Origin of the sequence: Leclercia sp. Marseille-Q4284, assembly GCF_916618945.1 — a bacterium.
In the GTDB taxonomy this organism is placed as follows: Bacteria; Pseudomonadota; Gammaproteobacteria; order Enterobacterales; family Enterobacteriaceae; genus Enterobacter; species Enterobacter tamurae.
In genome coordinates this window covers 1112855-1139368 of record NZ_CAKAKG010000002.1, presented here as the reverse complement: position 1 = coordinate 1139368, position 26514 = coordinate 1112855, and the positions used below count along the sequence as shown (strand labels likewise).

The following is a 26514-nucleotide window of genomic DNA, read 5'->3' as shown; positions in this document are numbered from 1 at the left end:
AATGATGCAACGCCCTGACAGAATAAATATGACTTACTCTGCATTAATTAAAAACGAATACTTCTTAGTTTGCATTACCACAATCACCCAGCGCGGCCGGGGTATAGGTCTTAGTTTCTACGCCATTTTTATCAGTACAGGTTTTAACGGCAAAGCAAGCAGTCTGATTGTTTACTAAAGCGGAGGTGTAGGTATCAACACAAGTTTGAAAAGTACCACCAACGATTGAACGTGCTTCTGTCATTGTCATCTTTTTCATCTTATATATCCTTATTTATAATGAATTTTTGAACATAATGCCCACTGGCATATTTCCAGTGTTATGTCACTATAGAGAAGGTTTTAGCAACACATCCCTGAATACCGTAACAATAACCCAGGCGAAAAACGCACAGGCCATTATTAACGGATCCGGCGCATTGTAACGATGGTTTTTTTATAGAGCAATACATACAAAAAAGGTAGGTTAATTTACACATCCCAACACAAGGGATATATTGCAGGACTTTTCTTAGAAAAATATAAGATATTCATCAGCGCGATGAATATTACCTTATTCTTCACTCAGTTTACGCATCGATATATCAGGATTATTCTTAGGAAAATCCTGGATAACAGGTTTGCGTAATAGCATTTTTTTTTAATAAAATGAGAAGAAATACTTTCGAAGAGGCGGGGCATGGTTAACGTCTATGACTTACATGTGAGTTCTCTTTACGCACAGAAGTGACAGCCTGTTGCACCGATGAGCCAAACCGATGATTCGACAAAACATCACCTGACAACGCAGCAGAGCCCACGTGAGAGTGATAAAACGCTGCTAAACGAATGCTCTGAATTTTATTCTCACTCGGTTACGTATCAGTCTCCTTTTTTTGCCACGAAATCATAACGATGTTGGCACTTCATGTGGTTTTACTCAGACATTAAATGTGATCTTCCGCACATTTCCCTCCGCGGAGACCGAAGCGAGTGTCTACGCTTATAGATACCGGGAAACACCCTTATTAGAGATAACGCTAACCGGAGGTCCTGACCACCATGTTCAACCAGAATATACGCACTGTAGAGACCGTAGAGTTCGATATAGAACAAGAACTTCTCTACGAAATCGATCCCTGCGAGTTAAAACTGGATGAAATGCTCGAGGCGGAGCCGGAACCTGAAATGATTGAAGGGCTGCCCGCATCCGATGCGCTCACCCCTGCCGATCGCTACCTTGAACTCTTTGAGCATGTTCAGTCGACGCGACTGTTTGCTGACAGCAAAACCTTCCCCGACTGCGCACCAAAGATGGATCCGCTGGATATCCTCATCCGCTACCGTAAGGTGAGACGCCATCGGGACTTTGACCTGCGCCAGTTTGTAGAAAATCACTTCTGGCTGCCGGAAGTCCTGTCGAGCGAGTATGTTTCCGATCCATCCCTCTCGCTCAAGGAACATATCGACAACCTGTGGCCGGTGCTGACCCGCGAGCCGCAGGATCACATCCCCTGGTCGTCGCTGCTGGCGCTGCCGCAGGCCTATATTGTGCCCGGCGGGCGATTCAGCGAAACCTACTACTGGGACTCCTACTTCACCATGCTGGGGCTGGCCGAAAGCGGGCGCCACGACATGCTCAAATGCATGGCGGATAACTTTGCATGGATGATTGAGCGCTATGGCCATATTCCCAACGGGAACCGCACCTACTATCTGAGCCGCTCTCAACCACCGGTATTTGCCCTGATGGTTGAGCTGTTTGAAGAGGACGGTGTGCGCGGGGCCAAGCGCTATCTGGATCACCTGAAAATGGAGTACGCCTTCTGGATGGACGGCGCGGAGTCGCTGCTGCTTAACCAGGCCTACCGCAGCGCGGTGCGTATGCCGGATGGCTCGCTGCTCAACCGTTACTGGGATGATCGCGACACGCCGCGGGATGAATCCTGGATAGAGGACGTCGAAACCGCTCGTCACTCCGGTCGTCCGCCGAACGAGGTCTATCGCGATCTGCGCGCCGGAGCCGCTTCAGGCTGGGACTACTCCTCCCGCTGGCTGCGGGATCCGAGCCGGCTGGCGAGTATTCGCACCACTCAGTTTATCCCTATCGATCTCAACGCCTTCCTGTTCAAGCTGGAGAGCGCCATCGCCAATATCTCGGCCTCGAAAGGTGACAAAGAGACGGCAGAGATCTTCCGCCAGAAGGCGAGCGATCGCCGCGCGGCGGTAAACCGCTATTTGTGGGATGACGAAAACGGCTGCTATCGCGATTACGACTGGCGTCGGGAGGAGCTGGCGCTCTTTTCTGCGGCCAGTATCGTGCCGCTGTATGTCGGTATGGCGACCCACGAGCAGGCTGAACGCCTGTCGGATGCGGTAAAAGCCCGTCTGCTGACGCCGGGGGGTATTCTCGCCACCGAGTACGAAACCGGCGAGCAGTGGGACAGACCCAACGGCTGGGCGCCATTGCAGTGGATGGCGATCCAGGGGTTCAAGCAATACGGCAACGACTCGCTGGGGGATGAAATCGCCTGGAGCTGGCTGCACACCGTGAATCATTTTTACAAGACGCATTACAAGCTGATTGAAAAATATCACATCGCCAGCAGCCAGCCTCGTGAAGGTGGTGGGGGGGAATATCCCCTGCAGGACGGATTTGGCTGGACTAACGGCGTGGTACGCCGCCTGATTGGTCTGTACGGGGAGCCGTAGCTCCCCGCTCTGTCAGCGGATCACTTCATAAATCGCCGTCTGGATCGACTGCCATTTTTTGGTGCTGTCGTTCGGCTGCGCCTGTGCCCGCCGCTTCGCCTGGTCCATCTCGCGTCGCTGGCGTTCGACTACCGCCGGGACGGTACAAAATGCCTGAAGATACTCCTTACGCAGGCCCGTCAGGGATTGGCCTGCTGACATTGCGTGGCCGAGATTGGTAATAAACTGCCGACATGGCTTCTCCTGCGTCATTTGCAGACGATAGCGCATCAGTAAATCCAGCACCTCACGATGGTTGACGGCGAGCGCATGCTCCGTCCAGGAGAGCTTCCAGTCCATTCCCGCTTTCAGGAACAGCAATGCCACCCGGGTATCGTTGCGGTCTATCGCCGCGCGGAAGTTATTCTCATCCCAGGTGACCCCCATCCGCGTCAGCGTCTCGCGGGAGGAAGGCGTCTCACGCATCTCTTCCGCCACCGTCTGGACGGGCGCTACGGTGCTGGCCGCCTGGGTCGGGGTGCTGCTTTCAATGAGCAGCCAGGTGCCCATCATCAACATCCCCATCACCATGACCCCCACCGCGCCCCACAGCACCACCGAAATCAGGTGATCGCGTTGCTCCGGGGTACGCACAGGCCGACGGTTCGGTTTATCGATGGTGTCACGCACCTCAAAAATATCGTCGCCGGTGGCGTTGTTTTTTTTCCGGGCGCTCTCCCAGAAGAGATTCAGCTCGTTAAGATCCTCTGCCATCAACCCCGCCGGGTTCACGGTGGTACGGCCCTCATCAAATGCACGCTGCACGGGGCTGGCGATCTGGGCGTAATAGTTGTCCAGGAGTAGAAGCTGCGTGGAGGTAAGGGGCTGTTGGGCAATAATTTTATTGCGGATCAGCCGGATATCATCCAGGAAGGTCTGGAGCGTTTTGCGCGGCTCCACCATCAGCGTCAGCAGGGTCGGATCGCTGAACAGCGCCGAATAGGAGCGGGAGTACTCTTTTTTATCCACCAGCATCAGGGCCAGCTCGCTGAACATCATCCCGCCGAGGGCGTCGTTACGTTCACCCTGCTGCAGCCAGCCGCGCACCCGATCGGCATTGAACAGCGTTTTCAGATGATTGTTCAGACGCGTCGGATCCGGCCACGCCTGCATAATCAGCCCTTTAATCATCAGCTCGAGCGTGCGCACCTGCTTTTGCGCCTGCTGCTGGCGAAGCTCATCGCTGGGACCCATTTCGGTGCTGTAGGTCAGTAGCGGCTGCTGCAGACGGAGATGTTCAAGCGCCGTCACAAAGCGCGTCGCGGCGATCAGCTGGTTGTCGCTCACCTCCTGCCCGCTCTCATACTGCGGCACCCGCTGCTGTAACAGCCGCAGTTGCAGGGTGAACTGCGACAGCTCGGCATCATTCAGATTGAGCCGCTTAGCCACCCTCGCCCAGCCCCCCAGCGCCAGCCTGGCGGAGTCAAGCTGCTCAAGGAACCAACGGGGATCTTTGCCTTCGGCAACATGCACCTTTAACAGGAGCAGGATCTCCACGGAGGCCTGACGAATAATTCCCAGACAGCGTTCAAACTGCTCGCGGATCAGGTGCGATTTACTGAGGGTCATCATTTTCCTTTAAATACTGCAAATGCTGCGCATCCAGGCAGAGGCAGCTGACGGAGAGTGTTTTTTATTTCAAGTGGTTATACCAGATTAAACATACCCGATAACGGGTACTATTTCAGTGATAATGTTAAAACCATTTACAAAAGTTCCCGGAGATCTGGCATGCCCGTGTTGCACACCCCGCGTTTAACCTGCTCCCCGCTGCAGGACGAAGACTGGCCCTTTTTTCTCTCGCTTCAGCAGCACCCCGACGTGATGCGCTACGTGGCCGAAGCCCGCCCGGAGGCCGCCATCCGCGAGGCTTTTACCGCGCGTCTGCCGGCGTGGACGCCAGGCAGCGACCACTGGCTGTGCCTGGTAGTGCGCGATACCACCAGCCAGATGCCGCTCGGGGTCACCGGGTATATTCATCATGATGATGATTGCGCCGAAGTCGGGTTTTTATTCGCACCGCAAGCCCAGGGAAAAGGCTACGGCTATGAGTCTTTACAGGCGGTATGTGATTACGCCTTCGGCCAGGGCGGCATTCGCCGCTTAACCGCCACGGTAACGGCAGGCAATGTGGCCTCGAAACGCCTGCTGGAAAAAGTGGGGTTTGTGCTGGAGGGAGAACTGCGCGAAAGCTACTGGCTGGCAGGTCAGTGGCATAACGACTGGCTGTTTGGACTGTTAAAAAAAGAGTACCCCTGAGCGTGCCGCGGGGATCCCTCCCCGGCACCGTCTTACAGGAACATCCCTCCGGAGACTTCAATCCGCTGCGCATTCATCCAGCCAAGCTCATCGCTGAGCAGAGCTGCAATCGCATCGCCAATGTCGTCCGGCAAGCCGACGCGCCCCAGCGCCGTCTGGGAGGCAATATGCTGATTGATCTCCTTGTTATCACGCACGCGCCCGCCACCAAAGTCGGTTTCAATAGCACCGGGGGCAATGATATTGGCGGTGATGCCGCGTGCGCCCAGCTCCTTCGCCTGATAGCGAGTGAGCACTTCCATCGCCCCCTTCATCGCCGCGTAAGTGCTGGAACCCGGCTGAGCAAAACGCGCGAGGCCGGAAGAGACATTCAGGATCCGCCCGCCGTTTTTCATCAGCGGTACCAGGCGCTGGGTCAGGAAGAAAGGGCCTTTAAAATGGATGTTCATTACCTCGTCAAATTGCGCTTCGGTGGTATCAACGTAGGGAGCATATAAACCGACGCCCGCGTTGTTCAACAAATAATCGAAGCTGTTGCGTTGCCATACCGCATGCAGCTTTTCTTCCATCTGCCTGGCAAACAGTTCGAAGCTGGCAATATCCCCGACGTTTAACTGTAATGCCGCCGCCTTTACCCCTTTTTGCTCAATTTCGCGCACAACATCCAGCGCCTCCTGCTGGCTGCGGTTCCAGGTCAGGAGGATCCCGACACCTCTGTCTGCCAGCTTCAGCGCCGCGTTTTTACCGAGCCCGCGGCTACCGCCAGTCACTAATGCAATACGTTCAGTCATAAGAAACCTCGTTTCGGCTGTGGTGGTGATTGAGAAAGAGCTTATTAGGTGATAGAAAATCAATAAATATGGCTAACAACGCTTCACTGTTTCATAGCTAACAACAATGAGCGCTCCCTATGGATAAAATTCAGGCAATGCAGCTGTTCATTCGCGTCGCGGAACTGGAGAGTTTTTCCCGCGCAGCGGACTCTATGGGCCTTCCTAAAGGTAGCGTATCCCGTCAGATCCAGGCCCTTGAGAACGGGCTGGGCACCCAGCTGCTGCACCGCACCACGCGGCGCGTCAGCCTGACGCAGGACGGGATGGTCTATTACGAGCGGGCCAAAGATCTACTGGCTAACATGGATGAACTGGATGGTCTTTTTTTGCACGATCCCACCAGCGTCAGCGGAAGAATTCGGGTGGATATGCCCACGGGTGTTGCGCGAAATTTAGTCATCCCGCGATTGCCGCTTTTTTTACAGCAGTATCCCGGAATTGAACTGGAGCTGAGCAGCAGCGATCGTCTGGTGGATGTGGTGCGGGAAGGGTTTGACTGTGTGGTGCGCGTCGGCATCCTGAAGGATTCTGGCTTAATCGCCCGTCCGCTCGGCCGACTGTCGGTGATCAACTGCGCCAGCCCGGATTATCTGTCGCGTTTTGGCTATCCCGACGGGCTGGATGATTTATCTTCCCATGCCGTGGTGCACTACGCGACGCATCTCGGCACCCGGCCACAGGGGTTCGAATATTACGACGGCGAGTCGACCCACTGGATCAAGACCGGCGGGGTACTGACGGTCAACAGCACTGAAACCTACCACGCCTCTGCGCTCGCCGGGCTGGGAATTATTCAGGTCCCACGGGTGGGCGTACGTGACGCGCTGCGCGCCAAAAAGCTGCTGGAGATCCTGCCCCAGTACCGCGCCCGACCGATGCCGGTATCGCTCATCTATCCCCACCGCCGCAACCTCTCCCGCCGGGTGCATCTGTTTATGGCCTGGCTCACAGATATCATGAAAGCGTACGTTGACTGAGTGCAGGCTATAATTTTAAGGACCTCCCGCTAATTAATAAGGAAAGTGCGCGTGACGCCGGAAAATAGTGAGCAACGCCCCACCCATGATCTGGACTTCGAACCGATTAAAAAACTGGAAAACAGTCCGCCTCCGGCGGCTGAACCTAAAGTCACCTCTATACGTAAAACGGGGAGCCTGCTGGACAAAGCGAAGGATGCCTTCCAGCTGATTCAGCAGCAGCCGGTCATTGCTCACCTGCTGCGTGCTACCGAGCGGTTTAACGATCGGCTGGGCAATCAGTTTGGCGCGGCGATCACCTATTTCTCATTTTTATCGATGATCCCGATCCTGATGCTCTCTTTTGCCGCAGCGGGTTTTTTTCTGGTCTCCAACCCGACGCTGCTCCAGGATATCTTCGATAAAATACTGCAGAACGTCAGCGATCCGACGCTGGCCACTACCCTGAAAAGCACTATCCGTACCGCCGTAGAGCAGCGTACTACCGTGGGGATTGTCGGGCTGTTCGTGGCGCTCTACTCCGGGATTAACTGGATGGGCAACCTGCGGGAGGCGATCCGCGCCCAGTCGCGTGACGTCTGGGAGCGTAAGCCCCAGGATGAGGAGAAGATCTGGATTAAATATTTCCGCGACTTCATCTCGCTGATTGGTCTGCTGGTGGCACTGGTTATCACTCTCTCCATCACCTCCGCGGCAGGTTCGGCGCAGCAGATGATCATCTCCGCCCTCTATCTTGATACCATCGAGTGGCTGAAACCGGTCTGGCATCTGGTGGGATTATGTATCTCAATGCTGGCGAACTATCTGCTGTTCTTCTGGATCTTCTGGCGTCTGCCGCGCCACCGGCCACGACGCAAGGCGCTGATCCGCGGCACGTTCATTGCGGCTATCGGCTTTGAGGTAATCAAAATCGTGATGACCTATACCCTGCCGTCGCTGGTCTCCTCCCCGTCCGGGGCGGCATTTGGTTCCGTGCTGGGGCTGATGGCCTTCTTCTACTTCTTCGCCAGACTGACGCTGTTCTGTGCGGCGTGGATCGCCACCGCCGAGTACCCGGATGACCGAAGAATGCCCGGCAAATCACACCGTTAAGTACCCCATCGGGCTGAACAGGAACGCAATATTTCAGCCCGATTCATCATTTCAGCATATAAATCCAGCCTGTAACTTTTATTTAACCAAAAAGCAGTTTTATCCTCTAAGTATTAATTTCTGTGAAGCATTTCATAGATGTGATTTTCCTGGTCTGAAAATTATTCGCTTTTTGCTGGCTTTTTCGCCATCCGCTGCGTTTGTTACAGATTGAAATGTCGCTTTTGCTGTGCGTAATATGGCCTTTCGTTCGCCAAAAATAAGAAAAGTTTATGCAAGCCACAGCCACAACACTCAATTCAGAGCAGGAAAACGCCCCGGTTAACTCGCGCAATAAAGTCGTCGTCGCATCGCTGATTGGCACCGCCATCGAATTCTTCGACTTCTATATTTACGCCACCGCGGCGGTCATCGTTTTCCCGCATATCTTCTTCCCGCAGGGCGACCCGACGGCGGCCACGCTGCAATCGCTGGCGACCTTCGCCATCGCCTTTATCGCGCGTCCTATTGGTTCGGCGGTGTTCGGCCACTTCGGCGATCGCGTCGGGCGTAAGGTGACGCTGGTCGCCTCGCTGCTGACTATGGGGATCTCCACCGTCGCCATCGGCCTGCTGCCGACCTACGAGACCATCGGTATTCTGGCTCCGGTGCTGCTGGCGCTGGCCCGTTTTGGCCAGGGTCTGGGTCTGGGCGGTGAATGGGGCGGTGCGGCGCTGCTGGCCACTGAAAACGCCCCACCGCGCAAGCGTGCGCTGTATGGCTCCTTCCCGCAGCTGGGCGCACCGATTGGCTTCTTCTTTGCCAACGGCACCTTCCTGCTTCTCTCCTGGCTGCTGACCGACGAGCAGTTCATGACCTGGGGCTGGCGTATACCGTTTATCTTCTCGGCGGTGCTGGTGCTGATCGGCCTGTATGTCCGCGTCTCCTTGCATGAGACCCCGGTGTTTGCCAAAGTGGCCGCTGCGAAGAAACAGGTAAAAATCCCGCTCGGTACGCTGCTGACTAAACACATTCGCGTAACGGTGCTTGGCACCTTCATCATGCTGGCGACCTATACGCTGTTCTACATCATGACCGTCTACTCCATGACCTACAGCACCACGCCAGCGCCGGTGGGCCTGGGTCTGCCGCGTAATGAAGTACTGTGGATGCTGATGATGGCGGTGATTGGCTTTGGCGTGATGGTGCCGATTGCCGGGCTGCTGGCTGACCGCTTTGGTCGTCGCCCGAGCATGATTGTCATCACCTCGCTGATCATTCTGTTTGCGCTGTTCGTCTTCCCGCCGCTGCTCGGTTCCGGTAATCCGGCGCTGGTGATGGCTTATCTGCTGATTGGTTTGAGCCTGATGGGGCTGACGTTCGGCCCGATGGGCGCCCTGCTGCCAGAGCTGTTCCCGACGGAAGTGCGTTATACCGGAGCGTCATTCTCCTATAACGTCTCCTCGATTCTGGGTGCCTCGGTGGCACCCTATATCGCCACCTGGCTGCAGGCGAATTACGGTCTGGCGTATGTCGGGTTTTACCTGGCGGCAATGGCGGCGCTGACGCTGATTGCCCTGTTAATGACTCACGAAACCCGCCATCAGTCGCTGTGATCTTTAACGCTGGGTGGCGCTGCGCTTACCCGGCCTACAACTACAACTTCCGTAGGCCGGGCAATACCTCCGTACTATTTCTTCATCTGCGACAGAATGACCTGACACTGATTGGCCTGCCCCTCGGACGGGGAGATAAGCGCCAGCAGTGCCGCCGCTGGCGTCACCAGGGTTGCCAGCGCTGCCGCCACCGCACCACGGGCAATTAACGGCCCCGCCTTCACCCCGGCATCCGGATCTTTGAAGCTACCGCGTACGTACAGCGGCGATCGCAGCGTCACGATGCGAATACCTTTACTTTCCGGATTGATGGTGAGATCCAGCTGTTCCGAGGCCATGCTGGCCGTGCCGGTGATGTTGATGACGGCATTTTCAGTATCAAAGGCAAAGATCTGTGGACGGGCGACACCGTTTACCAGGTCAATATTGGCCGCCGCACAGTTAACCCGTACCTCATCGTCACCAAAAATCTGCCCAACCAGGAAGTTACCGACGTTAAGGCCCAGGATCTCCATCAGGTTGCGGCTGACCAGCCCATCGTTCATCAGCAGCTTCAGGTTACCATTACCGTTGCCCAGCAGGGCTGCCACGGAATTACCGGTACCGCGAATGGTTGCATCACCGCTCATCTCGCCGAGGGTTTTCTGCATCAGCTCCACATCGGGCATCAGCTGTTTAAGCTTCAGTCGTCGGGCCTGAATGTCTGCCTGGCCGCGCATCGGCTTCTTATCCCCTTCCAGCTTGATGTTGGCCGAGATCGTCCCGCCCGCCATGCCAAACTTCAGCGGCTTCAGCTGCAGGTCAGCATTTTTAAGAATGATGTGGGTCGAGAGGTCGCTGAGCGGCAGGCTGCTGCCATGCTCGATTCGGCGTCCTTTGAAGCGCACGTCGGCATCCATCACATCCCATTTATCGGTTTCGAAGCGGTCGTTAGGCAGCACTTTCCCGGACGGCGGCGCCTCTTTTCTGACTTTCTGCGCCTTGGTACCTTTGCCGGAGTCAACGCCAATCAGTGGCCCCAGGTCGGCCAGCCGCAGCTGCTTAGATTCCATGTCGCCTTCCAGCTTCGGCCGCGGTTTACCGGTGCTGTAAGTCAGCGAGCCATGAATATCGCTGTCCCCGATCCGGCCATTAAAGTCACGGTAATCATAGACAGACGATTTTTCTGGGTCGATCTTGGCCACCAGATGGCCGTCGGTTTCAAACGGTGGGGTATCCGGGAGCAGGACACCGGTCAGATCGTACAACTCACCCAGCGAATCGCCGGAAAACTTGAGGCGCAGATCGACCCCGCCCATCTTCATGGGATCGCTCACCGTGCCGACAAAGGCCACACGGGTATTACCAGAGCGGAAATCGGCCTGTACCGGGAACGGCGTGCCTTCCCCGCGCAGCGCCAGCATGCCGCCAATTTTTCCGCTGCCCTTCAGAGGCTGTTCGTTGTAACGCCCTTCGGCTTTCAGGCCAAAGACGTAATCGCCCACTTTGCCCTTCTCATCTTTGTCCTTCGCGCCGGTCACTTCGCTGAAAGGCAGCGCTTTACCCAGCGGATCGACGAAGATCTCAAGATTGGCTTTGCTCACCGCATCATCAATGGCGATACGCCCGCGATCGAAAATGATGTTGTCGAGACGGAACGACCAGGTCGAGGGTTTAGCATCAGCCTCTTTATCTTGGCTGTCGGCGAGATCAAAGGTCCAGTTGTTGGTCTTTTCCGACAGGCGGATCAGCCGGGCATCGGGTTTCTGCAGTTTGATCCACGGCAGATAGACCGTTTTGGTCAGCAGCGCCAGCGGAGCCAGTGTGGCTTCGACGCGTGGCAGATGCACCATAGTGATTTCGGGAATATCGGGCGGATTGCCGAGCACAACGTCATCGGCATGCACGTGCGGCCACGGGATCCAGCTGCGCCAGCCTGTTTCATCCTTCTGACGCGCCCACACGACGCCCAGATCGCCGCGAATAGCGAACGGACGGTTGAGTTCAGTTGAGACTTTCTGGTTGATGGTCGGTTTGAGGCGGTTCCAGTCAAATGTCGCGATCACGACAATGAGCACCACAATCAGCAACAAGAAGACCCCCCCGGACCAGGTGATAATCTTCGCTGTTTTTGTCATCCCATAATTCCTTTTTTACCTTGCCAGTCATGAATATAGTTCAGACAAAGAAAAAAGGGGCGGCAGCGTCCGGTAATAACGCGTTAGCCACGCGCTATTATGGGAAGCAGCCGGGGTTACAGAGTGACGATAACGTTGTCGAGCATCTCCATCGGCACCGGACGGGAGAGGAAATAGCCCTGTGCGGCGGCGGCAGGTGAGTTTTGCACATCGCGCCACTCTTCCAGCGTCTCAACGCCTTCGACGATCACGCCCTGACAGTAGCGGTTCATCAGCTGCAGCAACAGGGTGAACAGATTGCGACCTTCCGGGGTCTGACGCAGCATAATGAACAGATCCCGCGCCACTTTGATGTAGTCGTAACGCACCTCGCTCAGGGCGGAGAAGTTCGCCATGCCGGTGCCAAAATCGTCCAGCCACAGCGGGCCAAATTCGCACATGGTGGCAAAGGAAGAGTCCTGCGGCAGACGCACGTGCTCCACCAGCTCAAAGCGCAGCCAGGGCAGGCAGTGGATCAGCTTCTGCAGGCTCTCATCCTGACGGACCGCCAGCAGGGTTGGGCCATCGACGTTAACCGAGGCCAGAATAGTGTTGTCGGCAAAGAAATCCTGTTTTGCCGTCAGCATGCTGAGCTGCTCTTCGAGGATATCCAGACGGTGGCGCACGGGCAGTTCCGCAAAATAGCGATCCGGGGCGATCCGCTGTGCCGGGTTTGAAGGATGGGTCACGACGGTCAGGATCTCGATCGCCATCAGTTTACCGTCGGTGCGATAAATGGGCTGATAAGTATAAGCACGCTCACATTGCAGCCAGTAGCGATGTTCCTGCAAGTTCTCAATACTTGCCTCAGGGATGCTCAGCAGCTGGATGTCCTGCCTTAACTTCATTTCAGATATCCTGTTGATTGGGGAAGAACCTGTCGGGACTGGTCAAAGGATTATCGGCCCCAGGTATGAGAACTTTATGTTCGGTTGCGGACGAAAATGAAAATCTGAGATCTGAAACTTACCCGGAACTTGTCCTGGTTCAAAAAAATAATGGAACGTCGTTTTAATACAGTTGACCACTCCCGGGCTGCAGCGCACACTAGCGCTAATTTAACTGTTCAGGTTCACGACTATGTCTAAGAAAATTGCCGTGATCGGCGAATGTATGATCGAACTCTCCCAGAAAGGCGCGGAAGTGAACCGTGGCTTTGGTGGCGATACGTTAAACACCTCGGTGTATATTGCCCGTCAGGTTGATGCTAACGCGCTGGCGGTCAACTATGTGACGGCCCTGGGCACAGACAATTTCAGTCAGCAGATGCTGGACGCCTGGCAGAGTGAAAATGTCGATATCTCCCTGACCCAGCGGATGGAAAACCGCCTGCCGGGCCTCTATTACATTGAGACCGACAGCACCGGCGAGCGCACCTTCTACTACTGGCGCAACGAAGCTGCCGCCAAATTCTGGCTGGAGAGCGACAGCGCGGCCCACATCTGCGAAACGCTGGCCCAGTTTGACTACCTCTATCTGAGCGGCATTAGCCTGGCGATCCTCAGCCCTGACAGCCGTGAAAAATTGTTCTCCCTGCTGCGCGAATGCCGCGCCAACGGCGGGAAAGTGATTTTCGACAACAACTACCGTCCACGTCTGTGGGCCAGTCGCGAAGAGACGCAGCAGGTCTATACCCGGATGCTGGAGTGCACCGATATCGCCTTCCTGACCCTCGATGACGAAGATGCCCTGTGGGGCGAAAAGCCCGTTGATGAGGTGATCGCCCGTACTCAGGCTGCTGGTGTAACGGAAGTTGTGATTAAGCGCGGGGCAGACTCCTGCCTGGTGGCCGTTGCCGGCGAAGCGATTGTTGAGGTGCCTGCGGTGAAGCTGGCTAAAGAGAAGGTGATTGATACCACTGCGGCGGGTGACTCATTCAGCGCCGGGTATCTGGCTGTGCGTCTGACGGGCGGTACGCCGGAAGCCGCAGCCCAACGCGGCCACCTGACCGCCAGCACGGTGATTCAGTATCGTGGCGCGATCATCCCGCGGGAAGCGATGCCTGCATAAGTGCGGTCTGGTGCCCTCACCCCGCCCCTCTCCCACCGGGAGAGGGAGCAAACATTAAAAAAGGCAACTTACGTTGCCTTTTTGCTTTTATTTCGCGGGCGCCATAATTCCGTCCCACGTCGCCTGCAGATCCTTCATGTCATATTCCGGCTCACCTTTCGGCTGCATCAGAATCAGCGACATATCCTGTGAAAGCTGCTGACGCAGATCCTGGCTCAGCATCTCCGCAGTCAGGCTATTGAGGAAATCCTGACGCAGTTTCTGATACTGTTCCGGCGCAATATCCACCACCTGGTTTTGCAGAGAGCGAATACGCTGGCTGATCAGAATATCGGTATCGGTACGGGCATAGGTGGCGAACAGTTTTTGCAGCTCGAGGTTTTTCTGCGCCACCAGCGCATTGAACTCCTCTTCGCTCAGGCCATTCTCACGCACCTTCGCCAGCTCTTTGGCGACCAGCGCCATATTGGCGTTCAGCTTGTCGCCCGGCGACTCCACGTTAATGGCGCACTGGGCGCGCTGGAACAGCACCCGGCAATCAAAGCCCAGGCCAATGTCCTTGGCGTTGTTTTTGCTCAGGTTTTGCTGAACATGCCAGAACAACGCCTCCCGGGCTAAATCGGCGCGCCAGTAGCGCAGCAGCGCGGCAGATTCACGAATTGGCTGCCATGGGCTATCCCACATAATAGAGAGTCGGTCCTGGCGCACGGCATCGGTCATGATGCTGACCGGCTCTGCGCGCAGCGGCGACAGGGTGGGTACTGGCGCAGGGGTGGTGCGTTTGCCCTTCAGTTCACCGAAGGTTTTACCGATCTGCTCGATCACCGCGCGGCTATCAATGTTGCCGACCACAATCAGGGTCATGGCGTCCGGGGTGTACCAGTTCTGGTAGAACGACTTCACCTGCTCAATATCAACCGGCTGCTTCAGCGGCTCCGCCGGATCGTGACCCAACAGCGCAGAGCCTTTCAGGCGATAGCGCCACCAGCCCTCTTTAGTATCAGCAGGCCAGGTCGCCACCATATCGCTGTTGCTCAGGGCATAATTCACGGTATCAGGCGTAATCGAGACGTTACCGGCGGTATCAGACAGCCAGGTCAATGCCTCTTTAAGCAAATCGTTACGGTTGTTTGGCAGGCTGAGGTTAAACATGGTGTAGTCATAGGAGACGACGGCAGGCGGCAAAGGACGTTTAGGATCGATACCCTGTTGCCACAATGAACGGACCTGTACGGCCTGCAGGCTACCGCTTTGGGTCAGCGCCAGACGGGGAATAAAATGGCTGAAACCGCTCTGTTGCGTACTCTCGGTCAGGGAGCCGGTATTGACGGAAAGGCGAATTTCAATGCGGTCGCTGGGGCGTTGCGGCGTGGCTAAAACCTGCCACTGAAAACCGTTCGCCAGCGTACCCTGTTGCCAGGCCGGGTCAGGCTGGAGCGCGTCAGCCTGCACATAACTGGCTGCTGCCATCATGAGCAAACCGCCGGTTAAGAGTCGAATTTTTGTGCCCTGCATGTGAACCCCTGATCAACATTCCTGGTTACAAAGAGTGCCACACGCCCTGTCGCACTCTAAAGATAATGTTCAAAACACTCCGATTAGACCGCGCGTGAAGCGAAACGTCACGGCAAGAAGTGAAATATACCCGAAATAAATCTTGTCCGTTTATGACAAGTATTCAGGGCCATTATGCGCAGGAGCCCGCACCCCGACAAGGGAATGCGGGCCAGAGAGAAGATTTTATGAGGATAAACCGTGCGTTTTGCCGTCTGGCGCACGATTATTCAGCGTATCGTCGAGTTTTTTGTGGTCCAGCTCTTTCACCCACTTCGCCACCACGATGGTTGCTACACCGTTGCCCACCAGGTTAGTCAGGGCGCGGGCTTCGGACATAAAGCGGTCAATACCGAGGATCAGGGCCAGTCCGGCTACCGGCAGATGTCCGACGGCAGAGATGGTCGCTGCCAGCACGATAAAGCCGCTGCCCGTCACCCCTGCGGCGCCTTTCGAGGAGAGCAGTAACACCACCAGCAGCGTGATCTGATGGAAGATATCCATATGGCTGTTGGTGGCCTGAGCGATAAATACCGCCGCCATGGTCAGGTAGATCGAGGTGCCATCAAGGTTAAAGGAGTAACCGGTCGGGATAACCAGCCCCACCACCGATTTACGGCAGCCCAGCTTCTCCATCTTATCGAGCATACGCGGCAGCGCCGATTCGGACGAGGAGGTACCCAGTACAATCAGCAGCTCTTCACGGATATAGCGGATGAACTTGAAGATGTTGAAGCCCGTGGCACGAGCAATGCTGCCCAGTACCACCACCACAAACAGGATGCAGGTAATGTAGAAGCAGATAATCAGCTGGCCGAGCTGCACCAGGGTGCCGACACCATATTTGCCGATGGTAAAGGCCATCGCCCCGAATGCCCCGATGGGTGCCAGGCGCATAATCATATTGATGATGCCGAAGATAACCTGCGAGAAGCTTTCAATTACGTTGAATATCAGCTGGCCTTTGCTGCCAAGACGATGCAGGGCAAAGCCAAACATCACGGCGAACAGTAGCACCTGCAGGATGTTACCACTGGCGAAGGCGCCAATCACGCTGCCGGGGATCACGTCCAGCAGGAAGGCGACCACGCCCTGGTCTTTCGCCTGATCGGCGTAAACCGCCACCGCTTTTGCATCCAGCGTGGAAGGGTCAACGTTCATACCTGCGCCCGGCTGAACCACGTTCACAATCACCAGGCCAATGATCAGCGCGAGGGTGCTGACCACTTCAAAATAGAGAAGCGCAACCGCACCCGTGCGGCCCACGGCTTTCATGCTTTCCATGCCTGCGATGCCGGTCACGACGGTACAGAAAATAACCGGAGCGATCACCATCTTAATCAGCTTAACGAAGGCATCGCCAAGCGGTTTCATTTGGGTGCCTAATTCAGGGTAGAAATGGCCAAGCAGAATACCGATGGCGATGGCGGTTAAGACCTGAAAATAAAGACTTCTGAAGAGAGAGGTTTTCATAAGATGTCCTTGGGAAGAAAAACCGCAGGCAGTGTAGGGTTACTGCTCACCTGCGGCCTTAAAATAGCACCCAATAATCAGGACAAATAGAAGCTCAGGCCGAATTTGAAACACAAATGTTAAGAAATTTGAGCTGGCTCGCACAAACCAGCAACAATTCAGTCATCAGTGTGATGGTCATTCGGCTGAAGGTAACGGCTTTCAAAAACATCGCGCGGCACGGCTCTAGCAAACAGGAAACCTTGTCCGCACTCAACCCCGGCATTAGCCAGCCAGCTCCGCTGGGCTTCGGTTTCAACACCCTCGGCGATAATTTCCAGTTTCAGGCTATGCGCCATCTGGATAATCGCCTCTACCATGCTGCTGTCATCAGGCAGGCCCTCAACAAAGGCCTTATCGATTTTCAGCACGTTTACCGGCAGGGCTTTCATATGTTGCAGTTGACGCAGCCCGGCGTACCCCATGCCGAAATCGTCCAGCGCAATGCGCACGCCGGCATTACGCAGCGGGCGGAGTATCGCCACGGCTTCGTTAGGATCGTCGATCCGGCGGCTCTCGGTTACTTCCAGAATCAGGGTATCAGGCTGGATGCGGTAGCGAGTAATCAGCGCCAGCAGCTCCGGAACCATGTTCGGGTGCATCAGCTGCAGCGCCGACAGGTTAACCGACAGCGGCATCATCATCCCCCGCGACTGCCAGACCGACAGCAAGCGGCAGGACTCTTCCAGCACCCATTGACCCACCGTCACAATCAGGCCGCAGTTCTCAATGCGGTCGATCAGCCCTTCAGGGAGCTCCCAGCTACCATCGGCCTGACGCATCCGCAGCAGCGCTTCGGCACTCTTTATCTTACCGGTATGCAGATCGACCTGCGGCTGCAGCCAGAGGGCGAAGTGGTTTTGGTCCAGCGCGGTCAGGATATCGTTCTCTTCTGACAGCCGCTGCTGCGCCTTCTCCATCTGCTCGGGTTCGAAGAACTGGATCTGGTTCTTACCCTTCTGCCGGGCAGTAAAGGCAGCGGAGAAGGCCCGACGGAAGAGCTGCTCGGCGGTCAGATTGCCGTTAAACATGGCGATGCCGATACTGGCGCTCGGGCGCAGCTGGATCCCCTGTACCGGCAGCCGTTCATTAATAACAGTGAGTACTTGCTGACCCAACGTGATGGCGTGCCACGGCTCATTGACGCCGTTAGCGATAATCACAAAGTCATAGGCGCTCACCTGAGTCAGCACCATCCGCGGCGCCAGTACAGATTTGAGCTTCTCAACCAGCGTCAGCAGCACCATTTCCCGCTGGCTCTCTTTTAGCACCCCAGCGGTGTCCTGCAAGGTTTCACAGGCCACTACCATCAGGGCGATGGGCTGCTGGCGTTTCACCGCCTGCTCCAGCAGTGCCATCAGAAACGCCTTGTTGGGCAGATCCGAAACCGCGAAGCGGGTGGCGTTATGGTTCAGCTCTTCATGCTGACGCATCATGCGCTGCTGGTTCAGGTTATAGCTGCGTATCAGCATGCCGATTTCGTCGTCATGATGCAGGCGCGGGACGGGTAGCTGATGCCCCACCTGTTGCTGCGGCGAAATGGTATCCAGCTCGCGGGCAATCCGCCGCAGCGGATGGACGATCAGTCGGTTGATGCACCAGGTCAGCGCCACGGTCAGCATCAGCGTCAATAATAAGTAAGTGGTTACCAACGTCGAGACCCAACTGATAACGAATTTGTACATCCGCCAGGAGTCGGATTGCAGCACCAGATAGGCCAGCGGCTGCGGGTTCGCCGGGCGCTGCAGGGAATAAACCGGCAGGGAGATTTGTACCGGCATCTCAAACAGGCGTTTGACCATCACCGGCACCGGACGCTCCGGGATAAAGTTCATGCGCAACGCCTGGAACTGATTGGGCAATACCACATCCGCCTGGCTGACGACGCCTGCCGGCTTGATGCTCTTAATAATAGATTCCGCCTGCGGAATATCGCCTTTCAGAATGGCAGAAGAGAGGGGCTCACGGATGGAGCGGGCGATGCTTTCGAGCTGCGTAGCCGTGTTGTAGCGATTCTGCTGAATGGCATGAAACAGCAGAATGACGCAAAAGACGAAGACAAACACCATGGTGACGGCAGTTACCATCGCCATTTGTTTGATAGTTAAAGAGCGGCTGACACGCAAAATGAATCTCCAGAAACGCGAAACGCAGGTTAATCAACTGTTACCCCGCTGCTTTCAGAGTATACCTTATCGTGATGTGTTTAAGAGAGTGTAACCAACCGTTTAGGGATTATTCTGGTTCCCGCTCCGTACAGGGTATGGAGCGGTTGTTCAGGGCGGTTACAGGCCCGAATAACGGGGGCTGCGGCCTGATACCTTATTCGGCGCTACGCAGTGAAATCTCTCCGCCTACCCAAGGTTTGATAACCCCATCCTGCTCAAGCATCAGTGCGCCCTGCTCGTTTATACCGCGCGATGTGCCGAAGATCTCTTTATCGCCAATGATCAGCTTCACCGGACGGTGAACAAAATTATCGAGCTTCTCCCAGCGAGGAAGGAACGGCGCCAGCCCCTCCTGCTCGAAGATCCTCAGCGAGTGGCGCAGCTCATTGATGACCTGTACCGCCAGTACGTTACGATCGATGGCGATCCCCGCTTCCTGCAGGTTGATCCACCCCTGGTTAATATCATCCGCCTGCACGTTGCGCATCACCAGGTTGATCCCGGCCCCCATCACGATCTGCGCCGCATCGCCAGTTTTACCCGTCAGTTCGACTAAGATCCCGGCCAGTTTACGATCCTTCAGATAGAGATCGTTCGGCCACTTAACCCGTACGTCGTCGGCGCCAAGAGATTGCAGAACCTCTGCCAGCACAATGCCAATCACCAGGCTTAGGCCGATGGCGGCTGCAGGTCCCTGCTCCAGACGCCAGTACATAGACAGGTAGAGGTTGGCGCCAAAAGGCGAGAACCATTTACGCCCCCGGCGACCGCGTCCGGCCTGCTGATACTCAGCCACGCAGCTGTCGCCAGACTGCAGTTCGTTGAGCCTGTCGAGCAGATACTGATTGGTGGAGTCAATGACTGGCAAAACGGCGACGCTGTTGTCAGCGATCTGGCTATGGATAAAGCTTTCGTTCAGCAGCTGAACCGGCTCCGGCAGGCTGTAGCCTTTGCCCGGCACGGTAAAGACATCCACACCCCAGTCACGCAGGGTCTGAATATGCTTGTTAATAGCGGCACGGCTCATTCCCAGCTGTTCACCGAGCTGTTCACCGGAATGAAAATCGCCGTCGGCCAGAATGGCGATCAGCTTCAGGGGGACGGTATGGTCTTTCATGCAATGGTCTCCACCGCGTTCACTTCACCGTGATGGCCGATAAAGCGCACTTCCGGCTCCAGCCAGACGTTAAACTTCTCACCCACGCGCTGACGCACCTGATGGGCCAACTGCACGACATCATCGCTGGTAGCATTATTTTCATTGATGAGTACCAGCGCCTGCTGGCGATGAACCGCCGCGCCGCCGCAGGTAGTCCCTTTAAGTTGACACTGATCGATCAACCAGCCGGCAGCCAGCTTGACGCTACCATCCGCCTGCGGATAGTGCGGCGCGTTCGGCCATTCAGCAAGCAGTGTTTGCGCGTTTTCAGCGGAGATCACTGGGTTTTTAAAGAAACTACCGGCATTACCGTTCACTTTCGGATCGGGCAATTTGCTCATTCGCATCTGGCAAACCGCCGCAAAAATCTCTTTCGCGGTCACCGTCGCGGGATCCAGACGGGTTAAATCACCGTAGGAGAGAACCGGCTGCCAGTTTTTTGTCAGGCGCAGACCGACCGCGACGATGACGTATTTGTCCTGATATTCATGTTTGAAAATGCTGTCGCGGTAGCCGAAACGGCATTCATCGGCTTGTAAGCGACGCGCTTCACCGGTTGCCAGCTCGATACAATCAACATACTCGCAGACATGCCTAATCTCGATGCCATAGGCACCGATATTCTGAATGGGGGATGAACCGGCGCAGCCAGGGATCAGGGCAAGGTTTTCCAGCCCCGGCATGTTGTGTTCAAGGGTATATTGCACCAGATCGTGCCAGTTTTCGCCGGCACCTACGTGCAGACGCCAGCATTCCTGCGTCTCTTCAACCGTGATCCCGCGGATGCGGTTCACGATCACCGTCCCGGAAAAGTCTTCCAGAAAGAGAACGTTACTCCCCTCGCCCAGAATAAGAACAGGTTGGTGGTGTTGCGTGGCATGATTCCATGCAGCCAGCAGCTGCTGCGCATCGTCGGCTCGCACGATCTGTCGGGCATTTCGGTCGATACCGAAGGTATTCCAGGACTTAAGGGAGTGATTCATAGACGCTATCCAGATGCAAAAACCGGGATAGTTTACCCCATCGGGGGATCTTTGTCGGCTGGAATTGCCGGGCCTGGGGACTTGTAGGCCGGGTAAGGCTCAGACGGCAAAAAACCCCGCACCTTCCGGTACGGGGTTTCTTTAATTGATGCCTGGCAGTTCCCTACTCTCGCATGGGGAGACCCCACACTACCATCGGCGCTACGGCGTTTCACTTCTGAGTTCGGCATGGGGTCAGGTGGGACCACCGCGCTACAGCCGCCAGGCAAATTCTGTTGTTCACCCCGCCCTCAGGCGTGATGAGTAATCTGTAATCAGCTGAAAATCGTCTTCTCAAATCCGCCGAAACAGCTTCGGCGTTGTAAGGTTAAGCCTCACGGTTCATTAGTATCGGTTAGCTCAACGCATCGCTGCGCTTACACACCCGACCTATCAACGTCGTCGTCTTCAACGTTCCTTCAGGACCCTTAAAGGGTCAGGGAGAACTCATCTCGGGGCAAGTTTCGTGCTTAGATGCTTTCAGCACTTATCTTTTCCGCATTTAGCTACCGGGCAGTGCCATTGGCATGACAACCCGAACACCAGTGATGCGTCCACTCCGGTCCTCTCGTACTAGGAGCAGCCCCCCTCAATTCTCCAGCGCCCACGGCAGATAGGGACCGAACTGTCTCACGACGTTCTAAACCCAGCTCGCGTACCACTTTAAACGGCGAACAGCCGTACCCTTGGGACCTACTTCAGCCCCAGGATGTGATGAGCCGACATCGAGGTGCCAAACACCGCCGTCGATATGAACTCTTGGGCGGTATCAGCCTGTTATCCCCGGAGTACCTTTTATCCGTTGAGCGATGGCCCTTCCATACAGAACCACCGGATCACTATGACCTGCTTTCGCACCTGCTCGAGCCGTCACTCTCGCAGTCAAGCTAGCTTATGCCATTGCACTAACCTCCTGATGTCCGACCAGGATTAGCTAACCTTCGTGCTCCTCCGTTACTCTTTAGGAGGAGACCGCCCCAGTCAAACTACCCACCAGACACTGTCCGCAACCCGGATTACGGGTCCACGTTAGAACACCAGCCATTAAAGGGTGGTATTTCAAGGTTGGCTCCACGCAGACTGGCGTCCACGCTTCAAAGCCTCCCACCTATCCTACACATCAAGGACCAGTGTTCAGTGTCAAGCTATAGTAAAGGTTCACGGGGTCTTTCCGTCTTGCCGCGGGTACACTGCATCTTCACAGCGATTTCAATTTCACTGAGTCTCGGGTGGAGACAGCCTGGCCATCATTACGCCATTCGTGCAGGTCGGAACTTACCCGACAAGGAATTTCGCTACCTTAGGACCGTTATAGTTACGGCCGCCGTTTACCGGGGCTTCGATCAAGAGCTTCGCGTTGCCGCTAACCCCATCAATTAACCTTCCGGCACCGGGCAGGCGTCACACCGTATACGTCCACTTTCGTGTTTGCACAGTGCTGTGTTTTTAATAAACAGTTGCAGCCAGCTGGTATCTTCGACTGATTTCAGCTCCACGAGCAAGTCGCTTCACTTACCATCAGCGTGCCTTCTCCCGAAGTTACGGCACCATTTTGCCTAGTTCCTTCACCCGAGTTCTCTCAAGCGCCTTGGTATTCTCTACCTGACCACCTGTGTCGGTTTGGGGTACGATTTGATGTTACCTGATGCTTAGAGGCTTTTCCTGGAAGCAGGGCATTTGTTGCTTCAGCACCGTAGTGCCTCGTCATCACACCTCAGCGTTAGTAAGGTTCCGGATTTACCTGGAACCTCCGCCTACATGCTTAAACCGGGACAACCGTCGCCCGGCCAACATAGCCTTCTCCGTCCCCCCTTCGCAGTAACACCGAGTACAGGAATATTAACCTGTTTCCCATCGACTACGCCTTTCGGCCTCGCCTTAGGGGTCGACTCACCCTGCCCCGATTAACGTTGGACAGGAACCCTTGGTCTTCCGGCGAGCGGGTTTTTCACCCGCTTTATCGTTACTTATGTCAGCATTCGCACTTCTGATACCTCCAGCAGACCTCACAGTCCACCTTCAACGGCTTACAGAACGCTCCCCTACCCAACAACACATAGTGTCGCTGCCGCAGCTTCGGTGCATGGTTTAGCCCCGTTACATCTTCCGCGCAGGCCGACTCGACCAGTGAGCTATTACGCTTTCTTTAAATGATGGCTGCTTCTAAGCCAACATCCTGGCTGTCTGTGCCTTCCCACATCGTTTCCCACTTAACCATGACTTTGGGACCTTAGCTGGCGGTCTGGGTTGTTTCCCTCTTCACGACGGACGTTAGCACCCGCCGTGTGTCTCCCGTGATAACATTCTCCGGTATTCGCAGTTTGCATCGGGTTGGTAAGCCGGGATGGCCCCCTAGCCGAAACAGTGCTCTACCCCCGGAGATGAGTTCACGAGGCGCTACCTAAATAGCTTTCGGGGAGAACCAGCTATCTCCCGGTTTGATTGGCCTTTCACCCCCAGCCACAAGTCATCCGCTAATTTTTCAACATTAGTCGGTTCGGTCCTCCAGTTAGTGTTACCCAACCTTCAACCTGCCCATGGCTAGATCACCGGGTTTCGGGTCTATACCCTGCAACTTAACGCCCAGTTAAGACTCGGTTTCCCTTCGGCTCCCCTATACGGTTAACCTTGCTACAGAATATAAGTCGCTGACCCATTATACAAAAGGTACGCAGTCACACCACGAAGGTGCTCCCACTGCTTGTACGTACACGGTTTCAGGTTCTTTTTCACTCCCCTCGCCGGGGTTCTTTTCGCCTTTCCCTCACGGTACTGGTTCACTATCGGTCAGTCAGGAGTATTTAGCCTTGGAGGATGGTCCCCCCATATTCAGACAGGATACCACGTGTCCCGCCCTACTCTTCGAGTTCACAGCACATGCATCTTCGTGTACGGGAGTATCACCCTGTACCCTGCGACTTTCCAGACGCTTCCACTGACACACATGCTGATTCAGACTCTGGGCTGCTCCCCGTTCGCTCGCCGCTACTGGGGGAATCTCGGTTGATTTCTTTTCCTCAGGGTACTTAGATGTTTCAGTTCCCCTGGTTCGCTTCGTTAAGCTATGTATTCACTTAACGATAGTGCAACGGATTGCACTGGGTTTCCCCATTCGGAAATCGTCGGCTATAACGGTTCATATCACCTTACCGACGCTTATCGCAGATTAGCACGTCCTTCATCGCCTCTGACTGCCTAGGCATCCACCGTGTACGCTTAGTCGCTTAACCTCACAACCCGAAGATGTCTCTTTCGATTCATCATCGTTTTGCGAAAATTTGAGAGACTCGAACACACCTTCATCTGCTCTTATTACGGAGAGCAGACACAGTGTGTCGTTTCAATTTTCAGCTTGATCCAGATTTTTAAAGAGCAAATATCTCAAACGTAACTCAGAGAGTTAGTTTTGAGATATAAAGGCAGGTGACTTTCACTCACAAACCAGCAAGTGGCGTCCCCTAGGGGATTCGAACCCCTGTTACCGCCGTGAAAGGGCGGTGTCCTGGGCCTCTAGACGAAGGGGACACTAAAGTCTGCTTCGGCAAGACGCCTTGCTTTTTACTTTTCATCAGACAATCTGTGTGAGCACTGCAAAGGCAGGTTCTTTAAGGTAAGGAGGTGATCCAACCGCAGGTTCCCCTACGGTTACCTTGTTACGACTTCACCCCAGTCATGAATCACAAAGTGGTAAGCGCCCTCCCGAAGGTTAAGCTACCTACTTCTTTTGCAACCCACTCCCATGGTGTGACGGGCGGTGTGTACAAGGCCCGGGAACGTATTCACCGTAGCATTCTGATCTACGATTACTAGCGATTCCGACTTCATGGAGTCGAGTTGCAGACTCCAATCCGGACTACGACGCACTTTATGAGGTCCGCTTGCTCTCGCGAGGTCGCTTCTCTTTGTATGCGCCATTGTAGCACGTGTGTAGCCCTACTCGTAAGGGCCATGATGACTTGACGTCATCCCCACCTTCCTCCAGTTTATCACTGGCAGTCTCCTTTGAGTTCCCGGCCTAACCGCTGGCAACAAAGGATAAGGGTTGCGCTCGTTGCGGGACTTAACCCAACATTTCACAACACGAGCTGACGACAGCCATGCAGCACCTGTCTCAGAGTTCCCGAAGGCACCAAAGCATCTCTGCTAAGTTCTCTGGATGTCAAGAGTAGGTAAGGTTCTTCGCGTTGCATCGAATTAAACCACATGCTCCACCGCTTGTGCGGGCCCCCGTCAATTCATTTGAGTTTTAACCTTGCGGCCGTACTCCCCAGGCGGTCGACTTAACGCGTTAGCTCCGGAAGCCACTCCTCAAGGGAACAACCTCCAAGTCGACATCGTTTACGGCGTGGACTACCAGGGTATCTAATCCTGTTTGCTCCCCACGCTTTCGCACCTGAGCGTCAGTCTTTGTCCAGGGGGCCGCCTTCGCCACCGGTATTCCTCCAGATCTCTACGCATTTCACCGCTACACCTGGAATTCTACCCCCCTCTACAAGACTCTAGCCTGCCAGTTTCGAATGCAGTTCCCAGGTTGAGCCCGGGGATTTCACATCCGACTTGACAGACCGCCTGCGTGCGCTTTACGCCCAGTAATTCCGATTAACGCTTGCACCCTCCGTATTACCGCGGCTGCTGGCACGGAGTTAGCCGGTGCTTCTTCTGCGAGTAACGTCAATCGATGAGGTTATTAACCTCACCGCCTTCCTCCTCGCTGAAAGTACTTTACAACCCGAAGGCCTTCTTCATACACGCGGCATGCCTGCATTAGGCTTGCGCCCACTGTGCAATATTCCCCACTGCTGCCTCCCGTAGGAGTCTGGACCGTGTCTCAGTTCCAGTGTGGCTGGTCATCCTCTCAGACCAGCTAGGGATCGTCGCCTAGGTGAGCCATTACCCCACCTACTAGCTAATCCCATCTGGGCACATCTGATGGCAAGAGGCCCGAAGGTCCCCCTCTTTGGTCTTGCGACATTATGCGGTATTAGCTACCGTTTCCAGTAGTTATCCCCCTCCATCAGGCAGTTTCCCAGACATTACTCACCCGTCCGCCACTCGTCACCCGAGAGCAAGCTCTCTGTGCTACCGTTCGACTTGCATGTGTTAGGCCTGCCGCCAGCGTTCAATCTGAGCCATGATCAAACTCTTCAATTTAAGTTTGATGCTCGTGAATTAAACTTCGTAATGAATTACGTATGTTCACTCAGAGACTTTGGTATTCATTTATTGTCCGAAGACATTAAGAATCCATGTCACTTTGAGTGCCCACACAGATTGTCTGATAAATTGTTAAAGAGCAGTGCAACGCGGCTTTCGCTCACCGTTGCGAGGTCCCGTATAATACGTTTTCCCCTTTCAGAGTCAAGCGATAATTTCACGCTTTTCCCTGCTGACCCGGCGGCTTGTAATCCGTTGTTCCGTGTCAGTGGAGGCGCATTATAGGGAGTTCT

15 protein-coding genes, 1 tRNA gene, 3 rRNA genes and 1 pseudogene are annotated in these 26514 nt (G+C 55.1%); 6 read left to right on the top strand and 14 right to left on the bottom strand.

Annotated features, from left to right (window positions below):
* Positions 1–64 precede the first annotated feature (64 nt).
* The gene (locus LG383_RS20105) at positions 65–259 is read right to left on the bottom strand and encodes a DUF4762 family protein (RefSeq protein WP_225759999.1); all 195 of its coding nucleotides are present in this window, start codon (positions 257–259) and stop codon (positions 65–67) included.
* 782 nt (positions 260–1041) lie between these two features.
* Between LG383_RS20105 and LG383_RS20100 the strand changes: the two genes are divergently transcribed.
* Entirely contained in the window at positions 1042–2691 is a 1650-nt protein-coding gene (locus LG383_RS20100; protein ID WP_166184635.1) for an alpha,alpha-trehalase, read from the top strand.
* 12 nt (positions 2692–2703) lie between these two features.
* Here the strand turns inward: LG383_RS20100 and LG383_RS20095 are convergent, their stop codons facing one another.
* Complete coding sequence (locus LG383_RS20095; protein WP_225759998.1) at positions 2704–4299, bottom strand: STY4199 family HEPN domain-containing protein; 1596 nt, start codon at positions 4297–4299, stop codon at positions 2704–2706.
* Between the two features lie 162 nt (positions 4300–4461).
* Here LG383_RS20095 and LG383_RS20090 point away from each other — a divergent pair, with 162 nt between their 5' ends.
* Positions 4462–4989, top strand: a complete 528-nt coding sequence (locus LG383_RS20090) for a GNAT family N-acetyltransferase (RefSeq protein WP_166184638.1) — start codon at positions 4462–4464, stop codon at positions 4987–4989.
* Positions 4990–5021: 32 nt separating this feature from the next.
* Here LG383_RS20090 and LG383_RS20085 read toward each other — a convergent pair whose 3' ends face one another.
* Positions 5022–5780 carry an SDR family NAD(P)-dependent oxidoreductase gene (locus tag LG383_RS20085; RefSeq protein ID WP_225759997.1) on the bottom strand — a complete coding sequence of 253 codons (759 nt, stop codon included), beginning with the start codon at positions 5778–5780 and terminating at the stop codon, positions 5022–5024.
* Positions 5781–5899: 119 nt separating this feature from the next.
* Here LG383_RS20085 and LG383_RS20080 point away from each other — a divergent pair, with 119 nt between their 5' ends.
* The 3 genes from LG383_RS20080 to LG383_RS20070 all read left to right on the top strand — a co-directional run bounded on the left by LG383_RS20080 (position 5900) and on the right by LG383_RS20070 (position 9486).
* Positions 5900–6799: a LysR family transcriptional regulator gene (locus LG383_RS20080; protein ID WP_106995973.1), complete on the top strand. Its 900-nt coding sequence runs from the start codon at positions 5900–5902 to the stop codon at positions 6797–6799.
* Between the two features lie 51 nt (positions 6800–6850).
* Positions 6851–7891, top strand: coding sequence for an inner membrane protein YhjD (gene yhjD, locus LG383_RS20075; protein ID WP_225759996.1), 1041 nt, complete (start codon positions 6851–6853; stop codon positions 7889–7891).
* Between the two features lie 272 nt (positions 7892–8163).
* Entirely contained in the window at positions 8164–9486 is a 1323-nt protein-coding gene (locus LG383_RS20070) for an MFS transporter (RefSeq protein ID WP_166184651.1), read from the top strand.
* Between the two features lie 74 nt (positions 9487–9560).
* Here LG383_RS20070 and LG383_RS20065 read toward each other — a convergent pair whose 3' ends face one another.
* Together LG383_RS20065 and pdeH are read right to left on the bottom strand one after the other, a co-directional pair.
* A complete protein-coding gene (locus LG383_RS20065; RefSeq protein ID WP_225759995.1) occupies positions 9561–11603 on the bottom strand; it encodes an AsmA family protein in 2043 nt (680 codons plus the stop codon).
* A gap of 116 nt (positions 11604–11719) precedes the next feature.
* Entirely contained in the window at positions 11720–12490 is a 771-nt protein-coding gene (pdeH, locus tag LG383_RS20060) for a cyclic-guanylate-specific phosphodiesterase (RefSeq protein WP_106995969.1), read from the bottom strand.
* Positions 12491–12722: 232 nt separating this feature from the next.
* Between pdeH and LG383_RS20055 the strand changes: the two genes are divergently transcribed.
* A complete protein-coding gene (locus LG383_RS20055; protein ID WP_225759994.1) occupies positions 12723–13652 on the top strand; it encodes a sugar kinase in 930 nt (309 codons plus the stop codon).
* 96 nt (positions 13653–13748) lie between these two features.
* On the opposite strand, the pseudogene LG383_RS20050 reads toward LG383_RS20055, so the two are convergent.
* The 9 genes and pseudogenes from LG383_RS20050 to LG383_RS20010 form a co-directional block, all read right to left on the bottom strand.
* Positions 13749–15167, bottom strand: a pseudogene (locus LG383_RS20050) (M16 family metallopeptidase); the annotation flags it as partial.
* 225 nt (positions 15168–15392) lie between these two features.
* Positions 15393–16679: a C4-dicarboxylate transporter DctC gene (dctA, locus tag LG383_RS20045; protein WP_106995966.1), complete on the bottom strand. Its 1287-nt coding sequence runs from the start codon at positions 16677–16679 to the stop codon at positions 15393–15395.
* A gap of 158 nt (positions 16680–16837) precedes the next feature.
* Positions 16838–18844, bottom strand: coding sequence for a biofilm formation regulator HmsP (gene hmsP / locus LG383_RS20040; protein ID WP_225759993.1), 2007 nt, complete (start codon positions 18842–18844; stop codon positions 16838–16840).
* A gap of 196 nt (positions 18845–19040) precedes the next feature.
* A complete protein-coding gene (birA, locus tag LG383_RS20035) occupies positions 19041–20003 on the bottom strand; it encodes a bifunctional biotin--[acetyl-CoA-carboxylase] ligase/biotin operon repressor BirA (protein ID WP_106995964.1) in 963 nt (320 codons plus the stop codon).
* Positions 20000–21028, bottom strand: a complete 1029-nt coding sequence (gene murB / locus LG383_RS20030) for a UDP-N-acetylmuramate dehydrogenase (protein WP_225759992.1) — start codon at positions 21026–21028, stop codon at positions 20000–20002. The genes birA and murB overlap by 4 nt, the downstream gene beginning before the upstream one ends.
* 150 nt (positions 21029–21178) lie before the next feature.
* A 5S ribosomal RNA gene (gene rrf / locus LG383_RS20025) occupies positions 21179–21294 on the bottom strand.
* Between the two features lie 97 nt (positions 21295–21391).
* Positions 21392–24297: ribosomal RNA gene (locus LG383_RS20020) — 23S ribosomal RNA — on the bottom strand.
* 219 nt (positions 24298–24516) lie between these two features.
* Positions 24517–24592: transfer RNA gene (locus LG383_RS20015), tRNA-Glu, on the bottom strand.
* A gap of 86 nt (positions 24593–24678) precedes the next feature.
* Positions 24679–26218 (bottom strand): 16S ribosomal RNA (locus LG383_RS20010).
* Together the 16S, 23S and 5S rRNA genes with 1 tRNA gene alongside form the textbook arrangement of a ribosomal RNA operon.
* Positions 26219–26514: the final 296 nt, after the last annotated feature.

Excerpts from the sequence above, each read along its gene's own strand:
- dctA (WP_106995966.1), bottom strand. The coding sequence starts at position 16,679 with ATGAAAACCTCTCTCTTCAGAAGTCTTTATTTTCAGGTCTTAACCGCC.
- murB (WP_225759992.1), bottom strand. The coding sequence starts at position 21,028 with ATGAATCACTCCCTTAAGTCCTGGAATACCTTCGGTATCGACCGAAAT.
- LG383_RS20095 (WP_225759998.1), bottom strand. The coding sequence starts at position 4,299 with ATGACCCTCAGTAAATCGCACCTGATCCGCGAGCAGTTTGAACGCTGT.
- birA (WP_106995964.1), bottom strand. The coding sequence starts at position 20,003 with ATGAAAGACCATACCGTCCCCCTGAAGCTGATCGCCATTCTGGCCGAC.
- LG383_RS20085 (WP_225759997.1), bottom strand. The coding sequence starts at position 5,780 with ATGACTGAACGTATTGCATTAGTGACTGGCGGTAGCCGCGGGCTCGGT.
- LG383_RS20070 (WP_166184651.1), top strand. The coding sequence starts at position 8,164 with ATGCAAGCCACAGCCACAACACTCAATTCAGAGCAGGAAAACGCCCCG.
- pdeH (WP_106995969.1), bottom strand. The coding sequence starts at position 12,490 with ATGAAGTTAAGGCAGGACATCCAGCTGCTGAGCATCCCTGAGGCAAGT.
- LG383_RS20055 (WP_225759994.1), top strand. The coding sequence starts at position 12,723 with ATGTCTAAGAAAATTGCCGTGATCGGCGAATGTATGATCGAACTCTCC.
- LG383_RS20080 (WP_106995973.1), top strand. The coding sequence starts at position 5,900 with ATGGATAAAATTCAGGCAATGCAGCTGTTCATTCGCGTCGCGGAACTG.
- LG383_RS20105 (WP_225759999.1), bottom strand. The coding sequence starts at position 259 with ATGAAAAAGATGACAATGACAGAAGCACGTTCAATCGTTGGTGGTACT.
- LG383_RS20090 (WP_166184638.1), top strand. The coding sequence starts at position 4,462 with ATGCCCGTGTTGCACACCCCGCGTTTAACCTGCTCCCCGCTGCAGGAC.
- LG383_RS20100 (WP_166184635.1), top strand. The coding sequence starts at position 1,042 with ATGTTCAACCAGAATATACGCACTGTAGAGACCGTAGAGTTCGATATA.
- LG383_RS20065 (WP_225759995.1), bottom strand. The coding sequence starts at position 11,603 with ATGACAAAAACAGCGAAGATTATCACCTGGTCCGGGGGGGTCTTCTTG.